Consider the following 24,734-nt stretch of genomic DNA (forward strand, 5'->3'; position numbering starts at 1 on the left):
GCTGCTGCGAAACGTTGTCTGATCTTAGACCAGTCTCAAACAGTAATTTCACATTCCATTTTTTAATCTGTTTGAGCTACTTGTTAGATTTGGATTTCAGGCGAAATCGAATATCGCGGACATCCTGTTTCCCGTACTCCTGCTGTAATTTTGTCAGTAATGATTTCTTATGAAATGAATTCAGCTCATTCAACAGAGCCGAGTTTTCAACGCCTACCTGCACGATTCTGTTTTTGATGCCCATCACGGTTGTCAGACCGGCAATTTTTTCGCCGGCCGCCTGTTTCCAGGCATTGGTCAGCCGTTGATCGCCCTGCACCCGCGAGAGCCCTTTTAAGGCAATCAGCTCAGAAAGTACCTGTGAGACAGGCACCGGAGTTGGCACGGCACGACTCTGTTTGAACTCGTACTTCTGAGACATGTATTACCGTGCTTGCGAGAGAGGCATGATGACGTATGTGTAGCCATCGTCTGTTTTCAGAACCGCGGCGCTGTCGGAATCGATCAGCTGCAGTCTGATGTGGGCGGCTGAATCGAGCGTCTTCAGGAAATCAGCCAGGTAACGAACGTCAAACGTAATCACAATGTCTTCCCCTTCGAAGGGAATGGGAATTTCCACCTTGGATTCCCCGACAGAAGCGGCGACACTTTTCAGCGTCAACAGACCACTGGAGAAGATGAAATCGACTCCCCGTGTTTCCACATCGGTCACAATCTGTGCCTGACGGACTGCTCCAAAGAAAGTACCGACTTCCAGGTCGATGCTATGTGTCGGCTCGGGGGGAATCACATCGCGATATTTCGGGAAGCGACCTTCGACGAGACGACCAAAAATGGTAGAACGCCCGCTTTTGACGATCACATCGTTGGCTCGAATTGCGATCTGAATGTTTCCTTCATCGCCGGTCAGGCTCTTTTCGATCAGCGACATCGCTTTCGCAGGAATCACAGGGCGATTGTTTTCATACGCTTCGGATCCCTGGTAACTGCACGCCGATTCGACCATTGCCAGTCTGCGGCCATCGGTGGCGGCCAGGGTTAATTTATCACCTTCGACATCAAACAGAACACCGCCGAGTGCATACCGCGTGCTTTCCGGATCGGTGGCAAACACGGTGCGGCGAATCATTTCACGAAATGACTGCATCGGGATTTCGAAGAAGTTGGATTCGTTGAAGGTTTCGACAGCGGGGAATTCGGAAGGATCATGAACCGACAGACGGAATTCACTTTTGCCGGCCTGGATCAGAATGTAATCCTGCTCGGACTCTTCGTCTTTCTTGAGTTCAATTTCTACGGAATCAGTATGGGCTTCCCGCAGGATGGATACCAGTTCATGGACGGAGAGCAGAATCTGCCCGGGGATCGCGACTTCGACTTCTTCGAAATCAAAGCGAATACTGACTTCCAGATCCGTCCCGCTCAAGGTTGCTTTACCATCTGCTGCTTCCAGTTTGGCACACTTCAGAACCTCTTTCGGTGTGCGGGAACTGATAACGCTTCCAATAATCTGGAAGCCGGATAACAGGGTAGATCGAGAACAACTGAGCTTCATGTTTGAATCAACTTTTGTAAAAATGCGTGGAATTTGACGGCAGCCGCGGACATCGACGGGAACACTTTCTGGCTGCCTGAAATCTGTTCTTAAATGCTGATCTTATTTTATGTGATTTTCATGGGTTTCACAATCAATCTGAGGTCCCGAATCTCCACAACAACCTTGTTTTTCAAGGGAGTTTTCTTCTAAAAGATTTAAATTTAGAAGTAGTAGTATCAGAGGCGGGCAAAAATTGTGGATAATCCCAGGTTTATAGACGTAAGTATATGAAATAAAATGATTTAAATAAGGTTTGGCGACATGGATTTCTGTCGAAAACCTGTTGGTGGGATCTTGATGGGATGCAGACTGGCGGATCAGAAAGAGGAGGACTTTTGGAAGTCGCGATCAGCGCTGTTCAGAAACGAAAAACAACTCGACTTTTTGTCACAAACTATCAACAGTTTGTCGACAAAAATGGGCATCAGAAACCGTAAGGTCGAGCCTGGAAAAAGTTCTCTGATCCGATTTCTCTGTTTGAATTATCTGTCTGCTATAAAGGATATACCCCAAGTTGTTGCTTGATGCGAGAAATCTGCTGACGTAATCCGGGTGATTTTTCGAGATCGTTCTGAATTTGACGACAGGCATGAATAACCGTGCTGTGGTTCTTGCGATTAAAATAATTCGCGATATTTGCTAAAGATTCGCCGGTCAATTCCCGGGAGAGGAACATGGCACATTGCCGCGGCAGAACGATCTGCTGAGACCGGTTGGCAGAGCGGATCTGAGCCAAACTGGTTTTGAACTCTCGACAGACAATTTTGGTTATTTTGGCAGTACTGGTTCGAGGCGGAGTCAGATTCCCGTCCAGAAATTCCTGCACAAAACGACCATCGATCCGTTTCTGCTGAATGCGGCTGACCGTCTGCAGCTGATTGAGGAGCGCGGACAGCTCGCGTGGTGAGCACTCTTTCTGTTGTGCGATCAGAGTCAGTTCTTTTTCTTTGATGGGAATCTGTTCGAAATCGGCAAAGAATTTCAACAGCTCCAGCCTGCTCTGGTATTTCAAAGGAGCAATTCCCGCACAGACACCCCCATGAAATCGATTGATCAGCTTTTTCTGAAAATGGATCAGTTCACCGGGAGGCCTGGTCGACGTGATAATGGCGGTTCCACCCTGTTTCAGAATCGCATCTAGCGTCGAGAGCAGTTCCAGCTGTGTATGCATTCGGCTTTCCAGGCTGTGAATATCCTCCAGGACCAGCAGTTTCAGTTCGCGCAGTTTCTCCTGAAACGCGGCAATTTTCTTGTTTTTTGAAGCAACAGCATATTTGGCAGCAAATTCACTGGCTGTCATGCTGTTCCAGTCGGCGTCCGGATGGAGGGCAACAAAATCGGGTAACAGCGAGTTGATCAGAGCTGATTTTCCGCAACCCGAGGGCCCGTAAATATAGACCAACTGAGGATCAGGTACGTCTGCAGACTGCAATAACTGCGAAACAGCCGTAAACGCATATTGATATTCTTTGAATATCTTAAAGGGTCGTACGGTCGCAGATTGCCGGGATTTTGACATCATCTGGAGACTTCTTTATCAGAAATATCCTGCTCAGAGCCTTACAGCTTGAACATACGCGTCTGACTTTGAGAGCTGATAATGGCTGAATCGGATTCGCTGATGAAATCGACCGAGACACCCAGGTTACTGCAAATCAGTTCCATCACGCTTTGCATTTCCAGCACGTCCAGTGCTTTGGGAACCGCGATTTTGATCATCATTTCAAATGTTTGACCGTCTTCTGAACTCGTCGCTGAAAGGTCCAGAATATCCACTCCATCCTGGCCAAGTTGCGAGGAGATTTTTCTAAGGATCCCCGCATGGTTTTCACCAGAAATGGCAATCAGGTATTTTACACTTTCTCCCGGCGACATAATGGAGGGCACTTCGACTTCCGGATCTTTCACAGAAACATCAACATTGAAGGCGTTGCAGATACCTTCGATATGTTCCTGGATCAGTGTCGGATCGCGTTGTTCGGGAAAGTCAGCGGCGATCACAATCGAGAAAAAATTCTGGATTACAGCAATACTGGCTTCATGCAGATTGGCACCCAGCTCGTCCATGGCTGTGGTCACAGCAGCCATAATACCAACTCGGTTGGCGGACAGCAGAGAGATTATATAACGTTTCATACCAGACTCCGGTTCTGCAGAGACAGATAGACTGATCCCGATGCAAGTCATTCCTGAATGGGGAGTAGAAAATTGTATTGTAGCGAATTCGACAGAAAAATTGCGATTAGGATTCGAAAATATTAGATCTGATTACGGAAAAGCCCCGTTTCAGTGGGGAGGGAATCTGCCTATCTTTTCCGGTAAAATTGCTGTAAGTTGTTAAATACCATAGCGCCCGATCATCTGGTCGGTTGTACCGCTCAGTCGATAAATCAATTAAATGGAAATGGTTCATGGTACGGCTCGTTTCGCTTTGCGTCATCCTTTGCCTGATACTCGCTCTGGGGATCATGTTCTTCAAAGTGATCATGCCATTCATCCTGCCTTTATTCCTGGCAGCTGTTGTCGCGATGATCAGCCAGCCTCTGCTGAATTACTTTATCCGACGTACCAAGGGGCATGTCAGATTTGCCGCCGGTCTGACGACGACAATCATCGTCTCTGCCATTCTGGTTCCCCTGTGTGTGGGCATCTTTCTGGGATCGCTGCAGCTGTTTACGACGATCGTTGACACTCTGGACGAGGCGAACTGGAATAAAACGGTCAAAACGATTCGCGAAAAAGTCGAAATCAGCAATGATAAATTTCAGCAGTTTGTGAACTGGTCGCACGAATATCTGGAATACGATATGGACTCGCTGGTCACTACGGGCAAGTCGGGTGAGCCTAAGATCTCAGAAGATTTTCTCCGTAAAAATCTGCAGGCAACACTGGTTCCCATTGCCAAGCGTTCCCTGGGAGTCGCTGCTTCCACGGTCGGTCTTCTGGGGACATTGTTCTCGGCGGTGATCGCCTGGATCATGTTTATTATCGCCCTCTACTATTTTCTGGCGGATGGCTACCTGTTGATTGAGTCAACCCAGTCGCTGATTCCCGTGCACGTGGATTATCAGAGGCGGCTGATCGATCAGTTTCAAAAGGTGGTTCGCGCGGTGGTGATTGCCACATTTCTGGCAGCCATCGGACAGGGGCTGACTACAGCGATTGCCTTATCAATTGTGGGATTTGATCACTTTGTCATCTTTCTGATCCTGGCAACTATCACTTCCATGGTGCCTTTACTCGGTTCCTGGCTCATCTGGATGCCTTGCGCCATTTGGCTGATGTACCAGGGACACTGGGGCTCTGCCATCTTTCTGATCCTGATTGGAACCCTTGTTGTAGGCACGATGGATAATATTATTCGGACTTATGTGCTGCAGAGCGACGCGAAGCTGCATCCGCTGCTGGCCTTCGTCAGTGTGCTGGGGGGACTGCAGGTAATGGGGCTCTGGGGCGTGTTCATTGGGCCGATTGTCGCCTCCTGTCTGCATGCTCTGATCCAGATCTTTAATACGGAACTGAAAGCCTTTTCCCAGGAGAAGTTTCAGTCGCAGGGTCTGCTGGAAACCATGGCAGAGGTCCAGTCAACGGCAGCTACAGAAGAAAAACCAGCTGAGTCACCCGGAAGTGAATCACCTGCAGAAGCTTCAAAAGAGGCTGAGAAAGCGGAAAGCAAACCCGCTTCAGAACCAGCAAAAACGCCTCCCAAGCAGAAAAAGAAACGCCGCCGCTAGATGGATCGACGGCTCTTTATTCTGTTGTTAACGAATCAGTGACTGGTGCTCAAAGTGAAGATCGGCAACAGCATTGAGAGTGCAATAAAGCCGATAATCGAACCCATGCAGACCACCATGATCGGTTCGATCAGAGTGGTGGCAGATTTGATCGCGATTTTAACTTCACGGTCAAAGTAGTCACTGAGTTTATTCAGCACCATTCCCAGGCGACCCGTCGATTCACCCGAAGCAATCATCTGCTGCATGGTGGGAGGGAACAGCGTTTTTCCTTCCATTGCTTCATGAATCTGTTTACCAGTTGTCACCAGTTCGCTGATATCCAGCCAGCTCTGTCTGAAGTGCACATTATCGGTCACGCCGGAACTGAGTTCGAGAGCTTCCAGCATGGGAACCCCGGCATTGACTGTGGTTGCCAGTGTACGAATACTGCGACTGATGGCCAGTTTCTTGAGCATGGAACCAAAGACAGGCATGCGGATCAGCACCCAGTCAAAAGTAGATTTTCCCCAGGCCTGTTTCTTCACATAACAGAACGCACCAACCATTACAGCCAGAAACAGTAAAATTAAATACCAGTACGAAGTCATGGCGGTTGAGACCATTATCATGGCTTTGGTGGGAGCCGGAATGGCAGCGCCCCGAGAGGCGAACATCGGCATCAGTTTGGGAAAAACATACGTCAGCAGGAAAATACAGATACCAACACACATCACCAGCATGATGGCGGGATACATCAGAGCGCCTTTGACCTGCTGAATGGTTTCCTGTTCTTCTTCTGCCTGCGCAGCGATCCGGTTCAGCATTTGTGGCATGGTTCCACTGGCTTCACTGGCTTTAATCAGGTTGACATAGGTGCGATCAAACTGCCTGGGAAAATCTGCCAGGGCAGCCGAAAAGTCACTTCCGGATTCGACACTCTTTTGAATATGAGCCAGAATCTCGGCCAGAACCGGATTTTCAATCTGTTTCGAAATACCTTCCAGGGCAGTCGCGACCGGCACACCGGCGTCGACCATAATCGCCATCTGGTTGGTGAAATAAATGAGTTCTTTGCGGGGGACCCGTTTTTTGCGCGCAATGCTGATTGTGTCTGTGGAACTGGCATCAGATTCATCCAGCGCCAGCAGGTACAATCCTTCCTGCCGCAGTTTTGCGACGGCTTCTTCCCGGGAATCAGCGACCAGTTCACCGGTCTGATTCTGGCCACTTGTATTACGTGCTGTATAGGTAAACTGCATGGGAGTGCTTTCTGATTACGCGAGTAATCCCTGAGAATATTCTTTCGGTGCCTCTCCTTTTAACTCCTGCAGATGCTCATCAATGATGTCCGGATCGACTTTGCCATTCAATAATTGTTCTTTCAATGCCTGCTCCATCGTCTGCATGCCCATCCGCCGGCTTGTCGAGATAATCCCGGGGATCAGATGCGAAGTTGATTCTCGAATGCTGGTCTGAATGGCCCGGTTCATCAGCATGATTTCGAGAGCGGCGACGCGTCCTTTTCCTTCAATCGCTGGTAACAGTTTTTGTGTGATGACACCACGCAGGGTTTCGGCCAGGTGGCTGCGGACCTGAGACTGTTCTTCCGGCGGAAACACTTCCACAAGTCGATCTACAACCCCGGCTGCGGTGGAAACGTGCAGCGAGGCCAGAACCAGATGCCCTGTTTCTGCTGCCTGCAATGCGACACGGATGGTATCCAGGTCCCGCAACTCGCCGATGAGAATGACGTCAGGATCCTGTCGGAGAACATGTTTCAATCCGGAAGCAAAACCCGGACAGTCCTCGCCGATTTCCCGCTGCTCGATCAGGGATCTACCATGCTGAAACTGGTATTCAATCGGGTCTTCGAGCGTAATAATGTGCTTGGCATCCCGCTGATTAATGGCTTCAACCATGGCAGCAAGTGTCGTTGATTTACCGGAACCGGTCTGCCCGGTCACCAGGATCAGGCCGGTTTTCAGTCGCGTCAGTTCTTCGACTACCGGGGGTAAATCCAGGCTGCTTAATGAAGAGACTTCATTTGAGAAACGTCGGATGGCAGCAGCATAAGTACCACGCTGAACATGGATGTTAAAACGAAAACGTCCGAGCCTCGGCATGGTGATCGCGAAATCGACATCCTTCTGTCTCTCGAGTATTTCTTTCTGCTGTGGATTGAGGACCTGGTCACACAGGTCGCTGATTGTCGCCGGGTCGAGCGGTTCGAGAGCGGTTCTTTTCAGTTCCCCATCAATGCGAAACATGGGCGCAGCATCGATGGCGAGCAGAATATCAGACGCATTACTGTCAACGGCAGCATGTAACAGGTCATTCATTTCCATAGTGGAATCGCTTTCTCGAAATTCGATATATTCACACCGCAATTAAAAACGGTGATTAATGTTTGAGTGCGGACTTTCGCGGAATCCAGCCTTCATCACTGACTTTGAGGGCTTCCTCGATTGTGGTCAGTCCTTCTTTTGCTTTTCGCAGTGCATCATAGCGGAGCGGAATCATTCCATTGTTCTGTGCATACTCTTTGACCGATGCCACTGTGGGGTTTGTCGTAATGATTTCCCGCAGTGGGTCATCAATCGTCAGAATTTCATGTACGCCGATTCGGCCGGAAAAGCCGGTATTGCGACATCGTTTACAGCCTTTACCGCGATAAAACTCTCCGACGTCCAGTCCGACTCGTTCCACAGCCAGTTGCATTGCTTTGGGCAATTCATAGGGTGTTTTGCATTTCGGGCATAATTTGCGACACAGTCGCTGGGCCAGCGCCATGTTCAAGGCGGCTCCGATGAGGTAATCATCGACACCCATATTGATCAGTCGTGTGACAGCGGAAATGGCGTCATTCGTATGCAGCGTACTGAAGACCAGGTGACCTGTCAGAGCTGCCTGAATGGCAATTTTACCGGTTTCCTGATCGCGAATTTCGCCGACCATGATGACGTCGGGGTCCTGTCGCAGCAGACTTCTCAGAATGGCAGCAAATGACAGCCCGATTTTTTCATTCACCTGAAACTGGTTGATCATCGGCAGCTGGTACTCGATCGGATCTTCAACCGTACACACGTTTTTTTCAATCGAACTGACAGCATTCAACGCTGCGTAGAGCGTAGTACTCTTACCACTACCCGTGGGTCCGGTTACCAGAATAATTCCGTTAGGCTTTTCAAGCTGTTCGGTAAACTGTTCCTGAACCTCAGAACTGAAACCGAGCTGTTCCAGCGAAATATTAACGCTGCGGTTATCCAGAATTCGGATCACCACTTTTTCGCCGGTCGGCATCGGCAGCGTACTGACACGCAGGTCAATCGGTCGGCCTTCCATCAGCACGTGGATTCGACCATCCTGAGGAAGTCGACGTTCACTGATATCGAGGCTGGCCATAATTTTGATACGGGAAGAGACCGCGGGAGCTAAATGCACCGGCGGTTCCAGTGCCTGCTGCAGGACGCCATCCACACGGTAACGGACCCGCAACTGCTGTTCGGTTGGTTCAATGTGAATATCGCTGGCGCCTTCGCGAACGGCGTTGTAGATAATGTAGTTCACAAGTTTGATGATCGGGCTCTGGCCGGCAAACTCGGCATCAAAGCCGATGTCGTCGATCGACTCTTCAATCAGTTCGACATTCGTGCCGTTCGCATCGTCGATGATATCGTCGATCACGAAGACATTGGTATTCGGCATATAGGTTTGCACCATTCGCCGAATCTCACGGGCACTTGCCGCAACGATTTGAATTTCCGTTTTGGTCAGGTCTCTGAGCTGGTCCACCAGGAAGACGTTCGTCGGTTCTGCGACGGCAACGGTCAGAACATTTCGTACTTTAAATAGCGGAAGAACCGTATGTTTTTCAACGAAATCGCGCGGCAGCACATCAAAGATTTTCGAATCGAACATGCGGCTGTCGAGCTGCACGTAGGGAATTCGATACTCCAGCGCCAGACATTCCAGCACCTGCTCTTCGGTACAATATTCATTATTGACCAGCAGTTCGCCCAGCAGCTGACTGCCATCCCCCTGAGACTGCTCTTCCAGCGCGGACTCTAACTGTTCCAGAGTGATATACTCTTTGTAAACGAGCAGATCACCGAGTCGCATTTTCGGTTGCAGCAGTGAGTTGTTATTCATAATTGACGAATCGATTTATTATTGAAAACTGGAGACGGCATCGATTACGGAATCGAACAGATCGATTCTCTGATCAATGCGAGTGATCTCCAGAATTTTTTTACCTGGATCTTCCAGGCCACTGATTTTAAGATTTCCGCCTTGTTCGCGGGTCAGGTCCTGAATATCCAGCAGCGCTTCCAGACCTGCACTATCCAGGCTTTCGCTGCGGTCCATCTGCAGTACGATCTGGTAGTGTTGTTCATTAATGGCGGCTGTCAGGGCGTTGACGAATTCGGTGGATGTGTCATCCGTCAATTCGTCCGGCGTATGAGCCACCATGACATTTCCAAAAATTTCGGTTGTGATCTGCATGACTTAATATCTAAATACTGGGTTTTCTGGTGGACTTGGGATCGAGCCCGATCACCTGATTTCGACCACATTCTTTGGCTTTGTATAAATTTGCATCGGCAATCCGGACCAGTTCGTTTGTCGTTGTCGCCGGGTGTTTAAACTCGGTAACACCGAAACTGGCTGTGACCTGTAACTGCTGACCTTCAAACAGAATCGGGCAGTTTTCCAGCGTTTCACGCAGATCTTCGGCAATCTGCATGGCCTGTGAATATTCATGATCCAGCAGCACACCGATAAACTCTTCACCGCCGTAACGTGCGACAATCGCTTTTTCGGGCATGACGGTTTTCCAGATCCGTGCTACTTCTTTCAATACGAAGTCGCCGGCCTGATGACCGTAGGTGTCGTTAAACGATTTAAAGTGGTCAATATCGCTCATGATGATACTGAGATGAGTTGAATGGGCGTCTGCCTGTTTGACCAGATCGTGAAGTTTTTCCTGGAAGGTGGCGTGGTTGAACAAACCGGTCAGACCATCGCGGCTGGCCATTTCTTCAATCCGTTTAAACAACTGGGAATTTTTGATACCCAGAGCATAGATATTGGAAAGAATATACAGCAGCCGACCGATGGTAGGCGATTCCACATCGACTTTATCAATCACCAGCAGACCAATCAGGTCAGAACCGACGGTCAGAGGAGCGATGGCATCGGGCATGTGCGGATCATCGTCCAGAATCCGTTTGAGCCGGTAGTCCTGTTCTGCATCGTTCCGCATGACAATCTGGCGATGTTCAATCACCCAGGCAGCCACACCGGTGTGCGGGGTCGGTCGATAATTCAACTGGTCCCGTGCACGGGCAGGCAGCGCATTTTTCAGAGAACGCGATTTACTGTCCCACAGATAGACCTGGCAGTATTCACACTGCAGAGAGGCCTTTGCGGTACTGATGACCGTAGGAATCAGCGATTCATTTGATTGATTGGTAGAGATACGGCGACCAATGTCCTGAAGCGTCAACAGCAGCAGCGGATAATTAACGCCGACTTCTCCAGCAGAAGTGTCTTTGGTTTCAGCAGTTTGCCTGGGTTTTGTTTCATCTGTGTCTTCTGACTTCTGTCGATTCGCAAACGACTCTTTCTGAGATTCGTACAATTGACGCACCAGTTCATCGTTCTGATGATGGATATGTGAGAGTTTTCTCTTCAATTTGCCAATATACAGATCGATCAGTAATACCAGGCCAATCAGAACGGCTGCACTCAACATGCTGAGTGTATAGTTGTGATTCCCGTTAACGGAGTCTGTGCGGAAGTAAGTTTCCGCGAAACAGGAACCGACGGAGATGGCCGTGATCGTCCAGTAACAGACGCGTGGAGACGAGACAGCAGCAAGAACCGTAGGCGGTGCGAGCAGCAGCAATGGTGCTACACCGAGCGGCCAGTTCATATACGAGCCCAGGAAAACGGCAAGCGGACAGAGACAGACTACCAGCAGCGAGTAAGACCAGAACTGGATGGCAGTATAATAGTTTCGCATGGATAAGAGTTTCGGAAAATTTGTTTGTTGAGCGACTTAACCAATTACATCGTTGGTCAGATTGAGCGATTCCTGAACCTGAGTCAGCAGCTTTTTAGGGCTGAATGGTTTGACCATCACATTGGTAATTTTCAGTTTTTGCATATATTCATCATGATCGAATTCGAAGCCTTTTCCGGTTAATAACGTAATCGGTATCGATCTGGTTGTTTCTAATTCTCGAATTTTCTCACAAAGTTCCAGACCGTTCATGCGGGGCATCTGCAGGTCTGTGATAATCATATGAGGTGCCTGTTCCCGGGCTTTTTCCCAGCATTCAAAACCATCGGGAAAACACTCCACCTCAAAGCCGGCTTTTCGCAGCTTCATGCTGATGGCGCGAACGATATGCGAATCGTCATCACAAATATAAATCAGGTGATTCAATTTCTCACTCCTTTTTTCACTACATCTTACGTTGGGGGTTGTGAATCGTGTGTTCTATTCAGGCGTTTGCTGGCGGGGCCAGTTGTTTTTTGCGTTTCTGTTCTTTGTGACCCAGTGGGATTGTAACGGTGAAACAGGTCCCTTCATCGACTTTGGATTGTACTGAAATCGAACCGTTGTGTACGTTGGTAACGATAAAATGGACCAAAGCCAGTCCCAGGCCGGTACCGGCAGCGGAACGGTTATTTTCCGGAACACGGTAGAAACGATCAAAAATGTGAGGCAACGAATTCTCCGGAATTCCCATCCCGGTATCGCGGACTTCAATGACGGCAAACGTATCTTCCATGCGGCTCCGCAGTCGGACTTCTCTACCGTTTGGTGTGTACTTAACCGCATTCGACAACAGGTTAATGATCGCCTGACCCAGCATGTCTTTGTCGGCAAACACTGGCAGGTACATGTCACTTAATTCTGCGGTAAACGTAATGTCTTTTTCAGTGGCGGTAGGTGAAATCACATCCGCGGCTGTTTTGAGAATGTCATTCAGTTCATGATCGTGTCGTTTAATTTCCACTACGCCACTCTCGATGCGTGCCAGATTCAGCATGCTGTTGACCAGGCGGGTCAATCGATCGATCTGGTCATTGATAAATCCATACAGTTCTTCTGCTTCATCGGGTTCACAATCACCGTCGAGCAGCATTTCAATGTAGGCTTTGATTCCCGACATCGGGGTTTTCAGTTCATGTGCCACCGAGGAGACGAATTCGGCGTGTTGTGTTTTCTCATCTGCTTCTTCGCCGATATTTTCTACAACGACCACGGTTCCCAATGCGACGTGATTCTCATCACTGAGATGCGTCGCAATGGCGCGATACTGGTTTGTGACGCCGTTACAGGTGAATTCAAATTCGGTGCGTCTGGTCGGCGTTGCTTCTTTTCGTTCAATGGTTTTTGCCAGCAGGTTTGCCAGTTCCGGAATGACCGTTCTTTCAACAGCAGGTTTTCCCAATGAGAGACTGGATTCGCTGGTGGTATGATCCTGATCACTGCCTGAGATCAGAAACGAATTCGCAACCCGGTTGGTAAACTCCAGTTCCTGCTTCGCACCGAAGATCAGGATCCCGGTCTCAAGATTGTCGAGGACGGATTCGACCAGTGCTTCTTTTTTCAGCAGGGAATTGACCCTGGCTTTCAGCATGGTTTTGACCTGGTTCGTGGTGGAGAGCTCCGTGTCGGATTCTTCCATTTTATGAATCGCTTCTGCAAAAACAGATCCATAGAAGTTCTTACGCTGAATATCGGGGCGTACCAGTTCGGGATTTCTCATGCAGGCCGTGATCTGTTGCTGATCGTTTTTGATGCTTTTCATCAACCAGGCCCAGCCTGCCAGTGATGCCGTTAACGCAATGATCAGCGCATAACCCGGGCTTACCAATTGGCTCATGACCAGCAGGTTGTCCACACAACTCACTGTCAGCAGGAGCAGTATCAGAAACCAGTATTTGCCAGAAAAATTCATAGCCAGTTCTTTCTCAGTTGAAATAAATCCACTGAAAAACCTTATTCACATTAAACGTTCCGAGACGAGTCGTTCTTCACAGATTGCAACAGGGCCGTAAGGAAGATAACTCACTTTTTAAATCTAGGTTACAAACTGTCGATTGTCCAATTTCGGAACAGAGAATGTGATTGGCGCATAGCTATGTGTAAATGCGGTCACATAGAGAGGTTACCGGGCAGTGGGCTGTTCTGCCGGAATTAATGCAGCGACTTCGAGCAGGGTCTCATCGGTCGGCCATTTTTTGCGGGCTGTAGCGATTATGCTTTTTGCGCTGGTGCTCTGACCCCGGTTTATTGCGCATAACCCGCGTAATATTTCTACATGGAGTAACTGGCGCTGATACTTCACAGAAATATCATCAAACACGGATTGTGCTTTTTCCAGATTCCCAATCTGTAAAGCGGCATCACCAAAGGCAATCATTTCCGCCAGCGACAGTGATTCCGGATCGTTTTTCTGACAGGTAGAAAACTCTTCGAATGCCGCCGTGAAATTACCGGAATAATACAGGCAGCGTGCCCTCTGTTTCCGCCAGACATGGTTTTCGGGCAAATGATTGACCACCATTGCATAATAGACGCTGGCCTGGCTCCATTGCTGGTTGGCTTCACAGATCCGACCCAGGGCAATCGGTAAGCGTCGGCTTCCCGGAGTGGTGTGCAGCGCTTTCAGCAGGACTTTATGAGCTTCATCGGTTCTGCCTGCCTGTTCATAAAAGGAGGCCAGCTTGAGGGCATAATTTTCATCATGCGGTTTTAACTCGATGGCGCGCTTCAGACAGGCGATTCCTTCCTGGGTCTGTCCTGCCTGAAAAAACAGGGTTCCGATGGCACTCTGCTTTTCGGAATCATGTGGACTGGCAGCCCGGATGGCACGCAGCGATTGCAGAAACTGATTGCGGTCTCCCATGTCATAAGAGAGCTGTGCCTCGATTTCAAAAGTACCAATATGGCCGGGATCGATTTCACGTGCCGAAGCCAGCAGCGTTTTGGCGCGATTTAATTCACCATTCGAATAATGTTCGAGTGCCTGCTGAACGAGTTTGTTTGCCTGCTGATGGTAAGGGGAAGCAGATGCTCTATGCGCAGGTTCCCCGGCATCTGGTTCTGCAGATTTCTGAATCGAAGCAGCTTCAGGCAGAAAAGCCAGACTGGTGACGGGCACGGTAGAACAGCCACTACAGACCAGAACAGCAGCACAGAACATCATGCCGACATAACGAAAAGTTCTGTGGGAAACACGCCGCATGCTCAAGGTGCTCCTTCCAGAGTCGGAGCATGAACTTCCGGACCAGACACGGGGGGTAAGCCGATCATTCCCCGGTTTCGATTGATCAATGCCTGTTCGATGTAGTTTTTCAACTGAATCGCTTCGATATTGTTTTTGTCCAGGCGAGTGGCAATTTTGATCTGTTCTTTGGCTTTGGGCAGATTGCCGATTCGCAGGTATTTCTTCGCTCTTTCAATATGTGATTGTACGATACGGACCTGATTGATCGGCAGGAAGCTTTTCTTGAAGTTATCGAGGCGTTCTGCCCCTTCGTATTTCAGCGTTTCGCCTTCCACCAGCGCGGCTTCTGCCCGCACGATGCGTGGCGTGATCAGTACGATCAATTCTGTTCGGTTCGTGATTTCGCGCTGCTGACGGAAAGCATTGCCAATCACGGGAATCGCTCCCAGTAAGGGAACCTGATTCCGGGTATCAGAAGTTCGTTCTTCGATTAGTCCACCGATGACAACGGTATGGCCGTCTCGGACCATGACGTTGGTGGTAACCTCGGTCGTTCGCAGGTCGGGGAGATTGGTGCTCGGGTTGATGGTGGCAGAGCTGCGTTCGGGATGCACTTCCATGCGGATCTGACCATCGGGTGTGATGAAGGGCCGCAGGTTCAATACAATCCCCGAGTCCAGAAAGTTTACGTTCTGAATGGAAGTGTTACCATTCTGGGTCACGGTCGAATAACTGGTACGGTCACCGATAATCAACTCGGCTTTCTGTTTGTTTAACGCCCGTAATTGTGGTGAAGCAATCAGGTTGGTTTCGGTCACATCTTCCAGGGCTTCAATAAAACCGCTGATATCTCCATGCAGGAACCCATATTTCAGACCTGCGACATCTGCGACAAACTGCCCTGCAGGCGGCACAATGGAACTGGAACCAGAACCCGGGAAACCGCTGGAACTATTGAGCGTATTTCCGTTGCCGTCGACGACCAGGTTTTTGTTATTTCCACCCAGCATCGCAAAATTGACGCCGAACTTCATATCGTCGTTCAGAGAGACACTGAGAATCATCGCTTCGATCACGACCTGCATCGGTGGGACATCCATCTTTTCCAGCAGGCGATCGACCTCTTCCAGAATTTCCGGATAATCGCGGACGAGAATCGAATCTGTCTGGGCAAAAGAGTCTCCGCCAGCACTGGTGGGATCCGGTGCAATGCCAACTTCACTGGGTGTTGTCAGCGAAACGATGCCGATATTTTCGGTCAGAATCGGAGTGATCAGGTTCTGTAGCTCTTTGGCACTGATGTAAAACGGGCTATAGAGTTTGGTAACAACTTTGCGGCTGGATTTCTTTTTCTGTTCCAGTTGTGCCTGCGTCATCACATAGATGAATTCTCCCTCTTTTTCAGAGGTCAGATCGCGAGAGCGCAGAATGGCATCCAGAGCCTGAGCAGGGGTGACGTTTTTCAGATTTGCGGTGATCGTACCGGTAACGCCCTGCCCGGTCAGAATATTCATTCCGGAAAGTTCACCCAGCATATCCAGGACCTGCATGATTTCCGCATCCTGAATCTGGAGCGAAAAGGTTTCGCTGGAATCCTTGTTCGGACTGATTTTGAGCAGTGGTTTCTTCTTCGTTGTTTCAGATGCTTCGGTCGCTGGTGCTTCTGTGACGGGCGGCTCCGTTTTCTTTTCTGTCGCTGCGGGAGCTGCCGGGTCTTTGCTCTGCATGCCGTCCAGTTTCCGTTCCAGATCGCGCAGCTGATTCATCTGTTGCATCTGCTGTAGGAGTTGGGTCGCCTGTTCCAGACGGTTGGTATTTTGAGCGAGTTCCATGTTGGACTGCTGTTGTGCCTGCAGCTGCAGATTGGTCAACCGGTCGACCTGCTTGGTCAGGCTGGCCAGCCGGAGTTCCATTTTCGATTTTTCTGATTCCTCGTCAGCCGGATTCTGATCATTGGCGACATTGAATTTGATGGATCGCGCATAGGGACTGTTGTCCGGGATCGTCGAAATCTCAATTCCGGGTTCGACCAGCAGCCGGGAGCGGGGTGTCTGTTTGCTGACGGAAACCATTTTGGATTCTGTTTTCGCCGGTAGAACAGCGGGTTCTACCTGAGACTGTGGTTCTGCGGGTTGAGTGAAGCTCTGCTCAGTTCTAACAGGCGCATGAGAGACTTGCGCATGAGTGACCTGCGTTTCAACAGTTTCAGGCTGGATAGAAACAGGAGCCGGTTGTGCTGCTGTGGGTCTGATCTCAGCGGCAGGCAGTTGTGACTTCACTGAGTGTTGAGGCGAAATAAACAGAGACTGCGGCGTTTTGACGTCTGTCATCGCAGCAATCAGCAGCAGAGACAGTCCTGTGAGAGTTGCCCAGAAAGCCGGTAAAAAAAATTGTCTGTTCATGTTTCGACCATCATCCGTGATCGTTCGAATCAGTCTAAATCAGCCAGTGATGCGAACTGTTATTGTTCATATTTAATAAAGGCGGAAGGGTCATTTTGAATTTTCAATTCAAACTTCTGAGACCCCTGGCTCAAGATCACATTCCGGGCAGCGACCTGCTCCAGAACGTAAGTCGACTCGTTGTGCTCAAATGATTTGCCTTCGTAGTACAACTTGTTATTGATAATTGCCGCTTTCCGCGTTTTTCCGATGATCGTGGTTTTTAAAACCAGGTCTTCAGGCAATGCCGGTGCCGGAGTCGGTTCTTTCGGTTCCGGTTTCTCAACCGGTTCTCCAGGCTCTTCGGCAAACAGAATCGGAGGCGAGAACTGATCGCGGTTGACCTCAAACGGATTCTTCTGCATCGCACCCATCTGCACGGACTGCACGAGGGGATCGGTCTGCATTAACGAATCAAATTTTTCCCAGGAATGTCGTGGTTCGTCCGCCGATTCGCTCGCCGCAAAACTCATTTCTGTTTTCACGGGAGGGCGTTGAGGAATTTCTCTGGTGGCTGCTTTTGCCGGAACGACTGCTGCACTCGAACTTCCTCGAATGGCACGATAAAGCGGCGGGATCCAGAAATACATCCCGACGACCAGCAACAGACTTAAGACAAGCGTCTTCTGCCAGCTCACTTTTAAATCGTGTACAAGTTGTTCACTGAAAGATTTCACGCGTGAATCACCACTTTAAATCCATAAAAGACCGGAAGTTACATCATCTGGTCTAAACTGTTTTTTCACGAGGAACAGTCTGAGAGCAACTTGAATCAGAGTGCACCCTTATCTCTTATCGGCCGAAAGAAACGTCTTGCTAACCCTATTTTCGGAAAAATCAGAATAATCCCTCTGGTTCTCGTGTAATGCGTAAACCGACAGATCTATGGTTCCCTTGATAAGCCCCGTAGAATCTCCATTTTGTTTGACGAGCGAAACCTGATTGACGGTAAACACACGTTTCTCTTTATCCAGATCATTCAGAAACTGCAGGAGCCCCGAATACTGGCCGGTAATACTCAATTTGAAAGGCTGCCTGGTATAAGTGACATGTTCTTCCGTCTCACCCGGATTCAATTCGGAAACGGTGAGTGAAGCTGTTTTTGCCAGCATCGCGACACGCTGGAGCACCTGGTGTGTATCTTTGCCGACAGGAATTCTCTGACTGAGTCGATCAATGAATGCGATACGCTGATCCAGCTGCTGATGCAGTTCCTCCAGTTGCTTCACCTTGGCTGGAATGGCAGAGATTTTCTGATGATACTCGTCGATCTCCTTATTCAGCTGCTGCTTGCTTTTCAGTCCGGGTAAATAAACGACAAAGGTAAACAGGGCCACAACAACGGACAGGCCGATGATGGTGATCAAACTGTCGCGACGTAATTTATCATTCATGGAACAAGCCTCCTGCCGTGATCCAGCGATCCAGACCGGCGGTTAAATGGGTATCAATTTGGGGGATATATTTGCCTGGCGAATTCACGACCATTCTAAGACGAAATACCCGCAGCGGTTGTCCTTCAAACAGGGTCTCATTCGACTGAATCAGATCGATCTCTTTGAAGACGCCCATCTGATCCAGGTTTGACATGAAGTGGGAGATCGAAAGATGGTCTGGTGAGATGCCCTGCAGGTTGACGACCAGGTTTTCACTGGCGTGCAAACCCTGCAGGTGTTTCAGATCCACCAGTTCCGGCTGTTCGTTCTCCGTTTTTTTAGAGGGAGATTTTTTAATGAATGTCTCTTCTTTGACTTTGACGGGTGCTTTTTCAAACGTGAACTGAAATTCATTCAGGGAAACGTATTCCGGCAAAGCCTGACTGATCATATTCAGGATCTGTGCGGGTGATTCGTCCAGTAGCAGTCCCGCCAGCAGATCAGCCTGAATGTCCGTCTGTTGAATCTGGAGCATCAGTTGTGCGGGGTCTTCCAGTGAATCGTTCATCAATTGCGCACGTTTTTCCAGCGCGTCTTTTTTCGTCTGCAGCTGATGTTGAATTTCGCGCTGGCGCACCGTACTCAGGGTGACCAGTGTCAGGAAAATCAACACGATCGTTCGTCGCCAGATGCGGTTTCGTTGCCGCCTTCTGACTTCGCGATAACTGGCTGGTAAAAAATCAATTTCAGGTATCATATTCTCGCCCTTAGCGGGGTCTTAGCGGATGAGTTGAATTTCACATCCGTTTTAATAAATCAGTATGTTTGTGATTCCGTGTCGATCGGGTTCCGGCTCTAAATGGTTTTCTCTTTCATGGCCAGGCCCAATGCGGTCGTCCATCTGCCGGGTCGTTCCAGGATAGATGTAGAAGTCGGCCAGCGTTCCAGGCTTTCAAAAGGATTGCCCATTTCGCAGTCGGTATTTAACCGTTCTGAAAGAAAGTCGATCAGCCAGGGACTGCATTCATTTCCTGTGACGATCAACTGATTCAGCTTTTTCCCACGGAAGGTCACTTTGTAATAGCGCAGACAGTTTTCAATTTCCGTACTGATCGATTCCAGCAGTGAGCGAATCGAATCAATGACCGAGCGGTGCAGTTCATCACTGGCATCCAGGGACGTGGAATTGGTGACAATATTTCGCATGCGAATTGCTTCCGAAAGGGGCAGATCCAGATTCTCGGCGACCGCACGATCGAGGTGATTACTGCCCTGCATGATGTATTTCAGAAACAGCACGTTCTGCTGATCCGCAAAAATGACGGTGGTGGCTGCTTCGCCAAAATTCAGATAACAGTTGGCAGAATTGGATTGTGTTCCTCGAGAACCATCATGAAAACACCGCAGTGTTGCCGAAGGTTCCACATCAATGGCAACCGCGTTCAATCCGGCCTGCTCCAGAAGATTCAGATGACGTTCCAGAATTCCGGTGTGGCAGGCCAGCAGAATGACTTCCTGTTTGGTATTGGCTTCCTGACGCACCTGGCCGGCGGGCAGATGACGGATTTCTGCGTCTGCCACCGGATAAGGCAGTCTCTCTTCAGCTTCCCAGGCAACGACTTTTGTGAGTTCCTCAGTCGGTAGTTGAGGCAATCGAATATTCTGAATGAACAGCTCCTGCGATCCGAGGCAACTGATCACGCGGCGGCCTTTAAAGTGATGGTCGGAAAGAATGCGACGGATTTCCGCAGCGATTTTTGCATCGCGTTCATCGTGTGTCAGTTTCTCTTCAAAGTCAAACTGTTCTTGCGCAATTGCATGTACCACGCGATTATTGCGCGAGCCGGTTAACTGAACGAGGGTCACGGAATTCGGGCCCAGCTGTAAACCGATAGGACTATATTGTGATCGTTTGATTGAAATCATGTTTTCTGTTTCGTTTTCAGTGAATGAATCGCAGTGTGTTATAAAGTTTGAATCTCTTCCACCCATGCCTGGCCTGTGACCCAGGAAACGGTGATGAGGATGTAAAACGTATTTCCATTTTTTTGAGTGGTCAGCATCAGGACCGTGTCCTCGTTACGCGCAGGCCCAGTGCCGCCCAGCGGACCAAATGCTAAATCGCTGACGGCTGAGTCTGATGTTTTCAATTTGATTTGTCTGAGAACCGCCTGGCCGGGCAGATTCAGAGAATCGACCTGTATCTGTTTCAGATAGCGGTCTGCCTCTGCGCCGGATCCCGCAAGATTGTTTTTAGGAACCGGTAAATCACCCGCACCCGTATGCAGAATTTCATAAGTCTGTGCATTCAGGTCAAAATCGACCGTATATTCTGTATTGAATTTGATGGCATGATTGCGAGCCAGCTGCAAATCTGCTGCCAGCATGCGTGCGGTGGCATCAAGGGCCACGGAACCGCTGCTGTCAGTGGAAATCAGAGAGACGGTTGCCAGAATCGAAAGCAGGAGCACCACTATCATCAGTTCAACCAGCGTGAAACCGTTGCGAGCGGCGCGCAGGTTTTCTGTGGGTTTCCTTCTTTTCAAAGGAGACCTGCCTCTCAGCCGGTGATGTGGTTCATGGTGTTGCATTTGATTTCACTAACAAAATTATTGAGTCTCTTTCCAGTCCATCAGCGACCAGCGATACCCGGAGAGTTCCGGAGTCGTCTGTTCTCCATCGAAAGGTTGAAACAGCGGCGGTTCCCAGCGATAATCCTGATCTTGCAAATGCTGAATATGCAGCGTGGGTTCCAGGTTGAGTCCGTACGACTGGTAATACGAACCCCAGCCCGTAAAGTTGTAGGGGTTCTCCAGCCACTCGGTGAATCCAATTTCCGGATAGCCATAATAGCGTCGCAGGTTGTTTTCATAGTTCCAGTTATTTTTACGGTCGTACCAGTACGAACTGGAGAGCACCCATTCATCGAGTCGATTGAAGTTGAATGTTTCGGCGCAGATGGGACCGCGAATTTGTGTCAATTCCTGCTTGTGTCGTTTGATTTCATAGCCAGTGGGCGAAGCGATATCGATCTCGCCGCGAACCGTCACCTGCTGTTTTGCACTGTCCACTCCGACGATCGGATACCAGGATCCTGTTGCTCCGGTTTGTCCGGTCCCCGTTCTATTCAGCCAGATCGCATATTTCCCATTAGCGGAGATCAGATCGAGCAGTCGGTCTTCCCGGAGCGTGACTGTACTGTTAGGCTGTTCGATGGAAGTTGCCGTTGCAGTGCCCGTGTATGTGATGTTCGTGACATTCGGGTAATCGACAGATCCGCCGGCACCGACGACGTCCCCCTGACAGACGATGGCTCCTTCGAGTGTGGTCTGTGTTTCACGAATAAATTCAATGTCTTCAGCGACCACTGTCGGCAGTCTCGGCCAGCGGTCTGCATCAATCACCAGCGGTCCGCCATCCGCGCCTTTCCAGTTGAAGGCAGTGACATGGATGCCTTTACCGTGAAACGTGATTTTTGATGTCGCGACCAGTGTTCCCTGTATCACCACATTGTCGTACACATTCAGACTGCCACTGCGATAAAAAATGCCCAGCGGGTTCTCTGCAGTTGGTTTCAGTGTCTGATTATAGAGAGAGGAATTCAGCGAAACTGCCTGATAGAGCGGTCCACCTTCATACAGTCGATAGCTGGAAAATGCAGAGTAGTTTGAGCTGGGAATGCGCAGTCGGTTACTGGTTGTCGACCAGTGCAGCTTGAGGTCCGATAAATCGCTTCGGTTCGAGCTGGAAGGATAATCATAATAGGTCACCGATCCCGCGATGGGGTGCGGATATGAAATCGTTGTTGCTGAGAGATCTGATGAACCCGCGGGAAAAGAGACAAACCGTTTTCCCACGTCCTCCAGGAATTCTTCCCGTACTGAAGAACTCCAGGCAGGGTCCTGGTAGAGTACCAGGTTGTCGTAGAGCCAGATATTACCATCAATGCGGTCGCACGGATCCAGAATGAGTGAACTGGAACCTGCTTCAGCAAACAGCGCGTATTGTCGAATCTGATCGAAGTCTCCCGAGTTGGTCATCTGATCGGTGGCTGTTGCGGAATCGCCCGGCAGAATTGTGCGGCCCGTCAATCGGGGAACCAGTCGCATTTTTGCCGTGATCAGATACTCGGACCGCATATTGCTGTTGACTGCGGAGGTCCAGGCACCCAGTGAGTGGACCTTGAGTTCCAGCACGGAGTCGATGGAACCGCCGATCGATTCAAAAGAGATCGCATACGTACTGTCTCCCTCCGCGTCTGATAGAAATACGCGCTGGTACCGGTCGTTCACTCCGGTCCATTCCAGTGAATTCAAACGATTCAATGCATCCGTCATTCCTGCCCGGGCAGCATTCATTGCCAGGTCACGTTTCGAACTATTTTCGGTAACCTGAGTGAGTACGCTCTGGGTCTGGATAAAAGAATAAGTCAACACGAGTGACATACTTAAAGCAAACATCACCAGAATCATCGAGATGCCTGCACGCGACGTGCGCACCTTCAGCGACTGCCGACGACGTTCGTCGCCCGCTTTCTGATTTCGTAGATGCATTGCTTTAAGGTGTGTATGCATAGTACCTCGAACCGGATGCAAAAAATGGCAGAGCAGATGCGGAATTGATCTCATTCAAGTCGGTCTGTTCTGCAGTTTCGAATTGCACTTCACAGTTAACGGTAACCTGACGCAGGCCGCTGCTGGCACTGACGGTTCCCTGTGGCCAGGCAAGATTCATCCAGGCTGATGTTCCCGGTGAAACACTGCTCAAGCTGGAATCGCTGGGCGTTTTGACCAGACGGAAAAAGACATTTCCGTCCATGGGCCCCCAGGGATTTCCACCGAGGATATACTGGCTGCATTTAATTCGATCGCTCAACAGTGCCGATTCCCCCTGGTTCGATTTAATGGCGGAGCGGATCGTGCCGTTAAAGGAGGAACTGTTGAAATCGATGGTGGTAGTCACATCGGGAAAAGCGATTTCGATCAGTTTGTGTGGGTCAGCCGAATCGACCGTATAAATCAGAATTTCATTGAGCTGAGGCAGACGCGTGATGGTTCCCTGTTCGCTGAGGCCTCCGTTACGTCCACCTGACCAGACCACCAGAGTGTTGGGAATATCAATGCTGTTCCAGGAATTTGTGACGACCGCCAGTCCCACGCGCGGTGGTTGCCCACTGACCTGATAGACACCAGCCTGTGAGATCATCAGTTTGATTCGATCAAAGGAGGCATTGATCTGCGCCAGAGAGTCTTCAATTCCCCGCGTATGTTGCCAGGCAGACTGCGTGGCAGTCACAATGCCTGCCAGTGCAACAATCAGTATGGAAGAGATGGCCATCGACATCAGCAGTTCGACGAGCGTGAAGCCACGACAGGAAGTCCCTTTTCGTATAGCGCAGCAACGTACGCAAGTCCGTTTTGAGTGAAACGGACTCTCTGAAACTACAGGCGAAGCAGCCTTCAAGTGATCAAGGTGAAAATGGGACATAGCTGAATATTCTTGTTGCCTCCGAGATCACCTGTGCTGGTGAGTTTGCATTCATGGCCAGTTTGATGGTGACGGTCACCCGGCGATAACTGGTATTCGATTGAGTTACTTCCCAGCCTGTGCCTGTGATGTCAGGCTGGATTCGTTCTACTGAAACTTCACGCGTTAATCTGTTTAAAAACCCGGTATCCGGAACCAGGAGACTGGGACGGCCAATCGGGTATCGTTCCAGAATCGTGGTTGGTTCCATGCCGAGAGTGTAGCCCTGTTTGTTTTCTGGTGGTGTGGAAGTCCAGCTGTCGTAGTCATCCAGGTCATCAAAGTATTCCCGGGTACTTCGAAAGCCGGGTCTGGTGTCACTGGCAACAGGAAAGCGGACGGCGGCAAGTTCTTCCAGCATCAGGTCGGCGAGGCCTGTTCCGATGTTGTGATTCAGTGCCGAGTAACTGGTGCCCAGGGAAGCGCCAATGGCAGAGAATAGAGCGGCTCCGGCAATCGCGGTGATCGTCACAGAGACCAGCGATTCAACAAGAGTAAATCCGGTGCGGCAGGATCGCTGCAACCATAATGGTTTGGTTGCCATGAGCTCTTCCAAAGTTATACCGCTTGAGGGTGCTGATCTGCGGCGATGCGATTCACTATTTCAGAAGCATCACACGCGATCTGAGTATCCAGCACCATCAAGCCAGATGGTTCCAAGACATAAAAAGAGCGCGGCAAGGTCCCCTCAAAGCTCCCAGCTTTCCTTGCCGCGCTGTAGATCCTCGCTTCGATAAGAAGCGGAGGAAATCGTTGTATTGTTCGTTGAGCGGGTCAGTTGCCCCTCTCTGCCAGTAAAAGTAGGTCACGCAATTTGTTAGTCAAACAGA

At 49.8% G+C, this 24,734-nt stretch carries 22 protein-coding genes; 1 reads left to right on the plus strand and 21 read right to left on the minus strand.

Features of this window, described 5'->3' with window-relative positions; all coding sequences use genetic code 11:
* Positions 1 to 76: 76 nt before the first annotated feature.
* From ACN0YN_RS19620 to ACN0YN_RS19635, 4 genes are all read right to left on the minus strand, one after another.
* Positions 77 to 421 (minus strand): DUF721 domain-containing protein, encoded by a 345-nt coding sequence (locus ACN0YN_RS19620; RefSeq protein ID WP_417386707.1) that lies wholly within the window; start codon positions 419 to 421, stop codon positions 77 to 79.
* Between the two features lie 3 nt (positions 422 to 424).
* Positions 425 to 1,555, minus strand: coding sequence for a DNA polymerase III subunit beta (gene dnaN, locus ACN0YN_RS19625; RefSeq protein ID WP_417386708.1), 1,131 nt, complete (start codon positions 1,553 to 1,555; stop codon positions 425 to 427).
* Positions 1,556 to 2,090: 535 nt separating this feature from the next.
* On the minus strand, positions 2,091 to 3,119 hold the full coding sequence (locus ACN0YN_RS19630) for a DnaA ATPase domain-containing protein (RefSeq protein ID WP_417386709.1): 1,029 nt from the start codon (positions 3,117 to 3,119) through the stop codon (positions 2,091 to 2,093).
* Positions 3,120 to 3,157: 38 nt separating this feature from the next.
* Complete coding sequence (locus ACN0YN_RS19635; RefSeq protein ID WP_417386710.1) at positions 3,158 to 3,733, minus strand: glycine cleavage system protein R; 576 nt, start codon at positions 3,731 to 3,733, stop codon at positions 3,158 to 3,160.
* A 275-nt stretch (positions 3,734 to 4,008) separates the two neighbouring features.
* On the opposite strand from ACN0YN_RS19635, the gene ACN0YN_RS19640 reads away from it, so the two are divergent.
* On the plus strand, positions 4,009 to 5,331 hold the full coding sequence (locus ACN0YN_RS19640) for an AI-2E family transporter (protein ID WP_417386711.1): 1,323 nt from the start codon (positions 4,009 to 4,011) through the stop codon (positions 5,329 to 5,331).
* A gap of 35 nt (positions 5,332 to 5,366) precedes the next feature.
* Here ACN0YN_RS19640 and ACN0YN_RS19645 read toward each other — a convergent pair whose 3' ends face one another.
* The 17 genes from ACN0YN_RS19645 to ACN0YN_RS19725 all read right to left on the minus strand — a co-directional run bounded on the left by ACN0YN_RS19645 (position 5,367) and on the right by ACN0YN_RS19725 (position 24,448).
* Entirely contained in the window at positions 5,367 to 6,572 is a 1,206-nt protein-coding gene (locus ACN0YN_RS19645) for a type II secretion system F family protein (RefSeq protein WP_417386712.1), read from the minus strand.
* A 15-nt stretch (positions 6,573 to 6,587) separates the two neighbouring features.
* Positions 6,588 to 7,658, minus strand: a complete 1,071-nt coding sequence (locus ACN0YN_RS19650; protein ID WP_417386713.1) for a type IV pilus twitching motility protein PilT — start codon at positions 7,656 to 7,658, stop codon at positions 6,588 to 6,590.
* A gap of 55 nt (positions 7,659 to 7,713) precedes the next feature.
* A complete protein-coding gene (locus ACN0YN_RS19655) occupies positions 7,714 to 9,462 on the minus strand; it encodes a GspE/PulE family protein (RefSeq protein WP_417386714.1) in 1,749 nt (582 codons plus the stop codon).
* Between the two features lie 18 nt (positions 9,463 to 9,480).
* Positions 9,481 to 9,816 (minus strand): STAS domain-containing protein, encoded by a 336-nt coding sequence (locus ACN0YN_RS19660; protein ID WP_417386715.1) that lies wholly within the window; start codon positions 9,814 to 9,816, stop codon positions 9,481 to 9,483.
* Between the two features lie 10 nt (positions 9,817 to 9,826).
* Entirely contained in the window at positions 9,827 to 11,338 is a 1,512-nt protein-coding gene (locus ACN0YN_RS19665; RefSeq protein ID WP_417386716.1) for a GGDEF domain-containing protein, read from the minus strand.
* A gap of 36 nt (positions 11,339 to 11,374) precedes the next feature.
* Positions 11,375 to 11,764: a response regulator gene (locus ACN0YN_RS19670; protein WP_417386717.1), complete on the minus strand. Its 390-nt coding sequence runs from the start codon at positions 11,762 to 11,764 to the stop codon at positions 11,375 to 11,377.
* 58 nt (positions 11,765 to 11,822) lie between these two features.
* Complete coding sequence (locus ACN0YN_RS19675; protein ID WP_417386718.1) at positions 11,823 to 13,289, minus strand: sensor histidine kinase; 1,467 nt, start codon at positions 13,287 to 13,289, stop codon at positions 11,823 to 11,825.
* A 210-nt stretch (positions 13,290 to 13,499) separates the two neighbouring features.
* Positions 13,500 to 14,579: a tetratricopeptide repeat protein gene (locus ACN0YN_RS19680; protein ID WP_417386719.1), complete on the minus strand. Its 1,080-nt coding sequence runs from the start codon at positions 14,577 to 14,579 to the stop codon at positions 13,500 to 13,502.
* A 2-nt stretch (positions 14,580 to 14,581) separates the two neighbouring features.
* A complete protein-coding gene (locus ACN0YN_RS19685; protein ID WP_417386720.1) occupies positions 14,582 to 16,963 on the minus strand; it encodes a hypothetical protein in 2,382 nt (793 codons plus the stop codon).
* A 59-nt stretch (positions 16,964 to 17,022) separates the two neighbouring features.
* Positions 17,023 to 17,679 (minus strand): hypothetical protein, encoded by a 657-nt coding sequence (locus ACN0YN_RS19690; protein WP_417386721.1) that lies wholly within the window; start codon positions 17,677 to 17,679, stop codon positions 17,023 to 17,025.
* A gap of 108 nt (positions 17,680 to 17,787) precedes the next feature.
* Positions 17,788 to 18,396, minus strand: coding sequence for a type 4a pilus biogenesis protein PilO (locus ACN0YN_RS19695; protein WP_417386722.1), 609 nt, complete (start codon positions 18,394 to 18,396; stop codon positions 17,788 to 17,790).
* Positions 18,389 to 19,135, minus strand: a complete 747-nt coding sequence (locus ACN0YN_RS19700) for a PilN domain-containing protein (protein ID WP_417386723.1) — start codon at positions 19,133 to 19,135, stop codon at positions 18,389 to 18,391. The genes ACN0YN_RS19695 and ACN0YN_RS19700 overlap by 8 nt, the downstream gene beginning before the upstream one ends.
* A gap of 98 nt (positions 19,136 to 19,233) precedes the next feature.
* Positions 19,234 to 20,304 carry a pilus assembly protein PilM gene (gene pilM, locus ACN0YN_RS19705; protein ID WP_417386724.1) on the minus strand — a complete coding sequence of 357 codons (1,071 nt, stop codon included), beginning with the start codon at positions 20,302 to 20,304 and terminating at the stop codon, positions 19,234 to 19,236.
* 38 nt (positions 20,305 to 20,342) lie between these two features.
* Positions 20,343 to 20,924: a GspH/FimT family pseudopilin gene (locus tag ACN0YN_RS19710; protein ID WP_417386725.1), complete on the minus strand. Its 582-nt coding sequence runs from the start codon at positions 20,922 to 20,924 to the stop codon at positions 20,343 to 20,345.
* A 63-nt stretch (positions 20,925 to 20,987) separates the two neighbouring features.
* Complete coding sequence (locus ACN0YN_RS19715) at positions 20,988 to 22,952, minus strand: hypothetical protein (protein ID WP_417386726.1); 1,965 nt, start codon at positions 22,950 to 22,952, stop codon at positions 20,988 to 20,990.
* Positions 22,936 to 23,865 (minus strand): PulJ/GspJ family protein, encoded by a 930-nt coding sequence (locus ACN0YN_RS19720; protein ID WP_417386727.1) that lies wholly within the window; start codon positions 23,863 to 23,865, stop codon positions 22,936 to 22,938. The genes ACN0YN_RS19715 and ACN0YN_RS19720 overlap by 17 nt, the downstream gene beginning before the upstream one ends.
* Positions 23,846 to 24,448: a type IV pilus modification PilV family protein gene (locus ACN0YN_RS19725; protein ID WP_417386728.1), complete on the minus strand. Its 603-nt coding sequence runs from the start codon at positions 24,446 to 24,448 to the stop codon at positions 23,846 to 23,848. Before ACN0YN_RS19725 ends, ACN0YN_RS19720 begins: the two co-directional genes overlap by 20 nt.
* Positions 24,449 to 24,734 lie beyond the last annotated feature (286 nt).

The organism is Gimesia sp., from assembly GCF_048260065.1.
In the GTDB taxonomy this organism is placed as follows: domain Bacteria; phylum Planctomycetota; class Planctomycetia; order Planctomycetales; family Planctomycetaceae; genus Gimesia.

Bases quoted from the DNA above. Each gene is read 5' to 3' on its own strand.
- ACN0YN_RS19620 (WP_417386707.1), bottom strand. From the start codon at position 421: ATGTCTCAGAAGTACGAGTTCAAACAGAGTCGTGCCGTGCCAACTCCG.
- dnaN (WP_417386708.1), bottom strand. From the start codon at position 1,555: ATGAAGCTCAGTTGTTCTCGATCTACCCTGTTATCCGGCTTCCAGATT.
- ACN0YN_RS19630 (WP_417386709.1), bottom strand. From the start codon at position 3,119: ATGATGTCAAAATCCCGGCAATCTGCGACCGTACGACCCTTTAAGATA.
- ACN0YN_RS19635 (WP_417386710.1), bottom strand. From the start codon at position 3,733: ATGAAACGTTATATAATCTCTCTGCTGTCCGCCAACCGAGTTGGTATT.
- ACN0YN_RS19640 (WP_417386711.1), top strand. From the start codon at position 4,009: ATGGTACGGCTCGTTTCGCTTTGCGTCATCCTTTGCCTGATACTCGCT.
- ACN0YN_RS19645 (WP_417386712.1), bottom strand. From the start codon at position 6,572: ATGCAGTTTACCTATACAGCACGTAATACAAGTGGCCAGAATCAGACC.
- ACN0YN_RS19650 (WP_417386713.1), bottom strand. From the start codon at position 7,658: ATGGAAATGAATGACCTGTTACATGCTGCCGTTGACAGTAATGCGTCT.
- ACN0YN_RS19655 (WP_417386714.1), bottom strand. From the start codon at position 9,462: ATGAATAACAACTCACTGCTGCAACCGAAAATGCGACTCGGTGATCTG.
- ACN0YN_RS19660 (WP_417386715.1), bottom strand. From the start codon at position 9,816: ATGCAGATCACAACCGAAATTTTTGGAAATGTCATGGTGGCTCATACG.
- ACN0YN_RS19665 (WP_417386716.1), bottom strand. From the start codon at position 11,338: ATGCGAAACTATTATACTGCCATCCAGTTCTGGTCTTACTCGCTGCTG.
- ACN0YN_RS19675 (WP_417386718.1), bottom strand. From the start codon at position 13,289: ATGAATTTTTCTGGCAAATACTGGTTTCTGATACTGCTCCTGCTGACA.
- ACN0YN_RS19680 (WP_417386719.1), bottom strand. From the start codon at position 14,579: ATGCGGCGTGTTTCCCACAGAACTTTTCGTTATGTCGGCATGATGTTC.
- ACN0YN_RS19685 (WP_417386720.1), bottom strand. From the start codon at position 16,963: ATGAACAGACAATTTTTTTTACCGGCTTTCTGGGCAACTCTCACAGGA.
- ACN0YN_RS19695 (WP_417386722.1), bottom strand. From the start codon at position 18,396: ATGAATGATAAATTACGTCGCGACAGTTTGATCACCATCATCGGCCTG.
- ACN0YN_RS19700 (WP_417386723.1), bottom strand. From the start codon at position 19,135: ATGATACCTGAAATTGATTTTTTACCAGCCAGTTATCGCGAAGTCAGA.
- pilM (WP_417386724.1), bottom strand. From the start codon at position 20,304: ATGATTTCAATCAAACGATCACAATATAGTCCTATCGGTTTACAGCTG.
- ACN0YN_RS19715 (WP_417386726.1), bottom strand. From the start codon at position 22,952: ATGCATACACACCTTAAAGCAATGCATCTACGAAATCAGAAAGCGGGC.
- ACN0YN_RS19720 (WP_417386727.1), bottom strand. From the start codon at position 23,865: ATGTCCCATTTTCACCTTGATCACTTGAAGGCTGCTTCGCCTGTAGTT.
- ACN0YN_RS19725 (WP_417386728.1), bottom strand. From the start codon at position 24,448: ATGGCAACCAAACCATTATGGTTGCAGCGATCCTGCCGCACCGGATTT.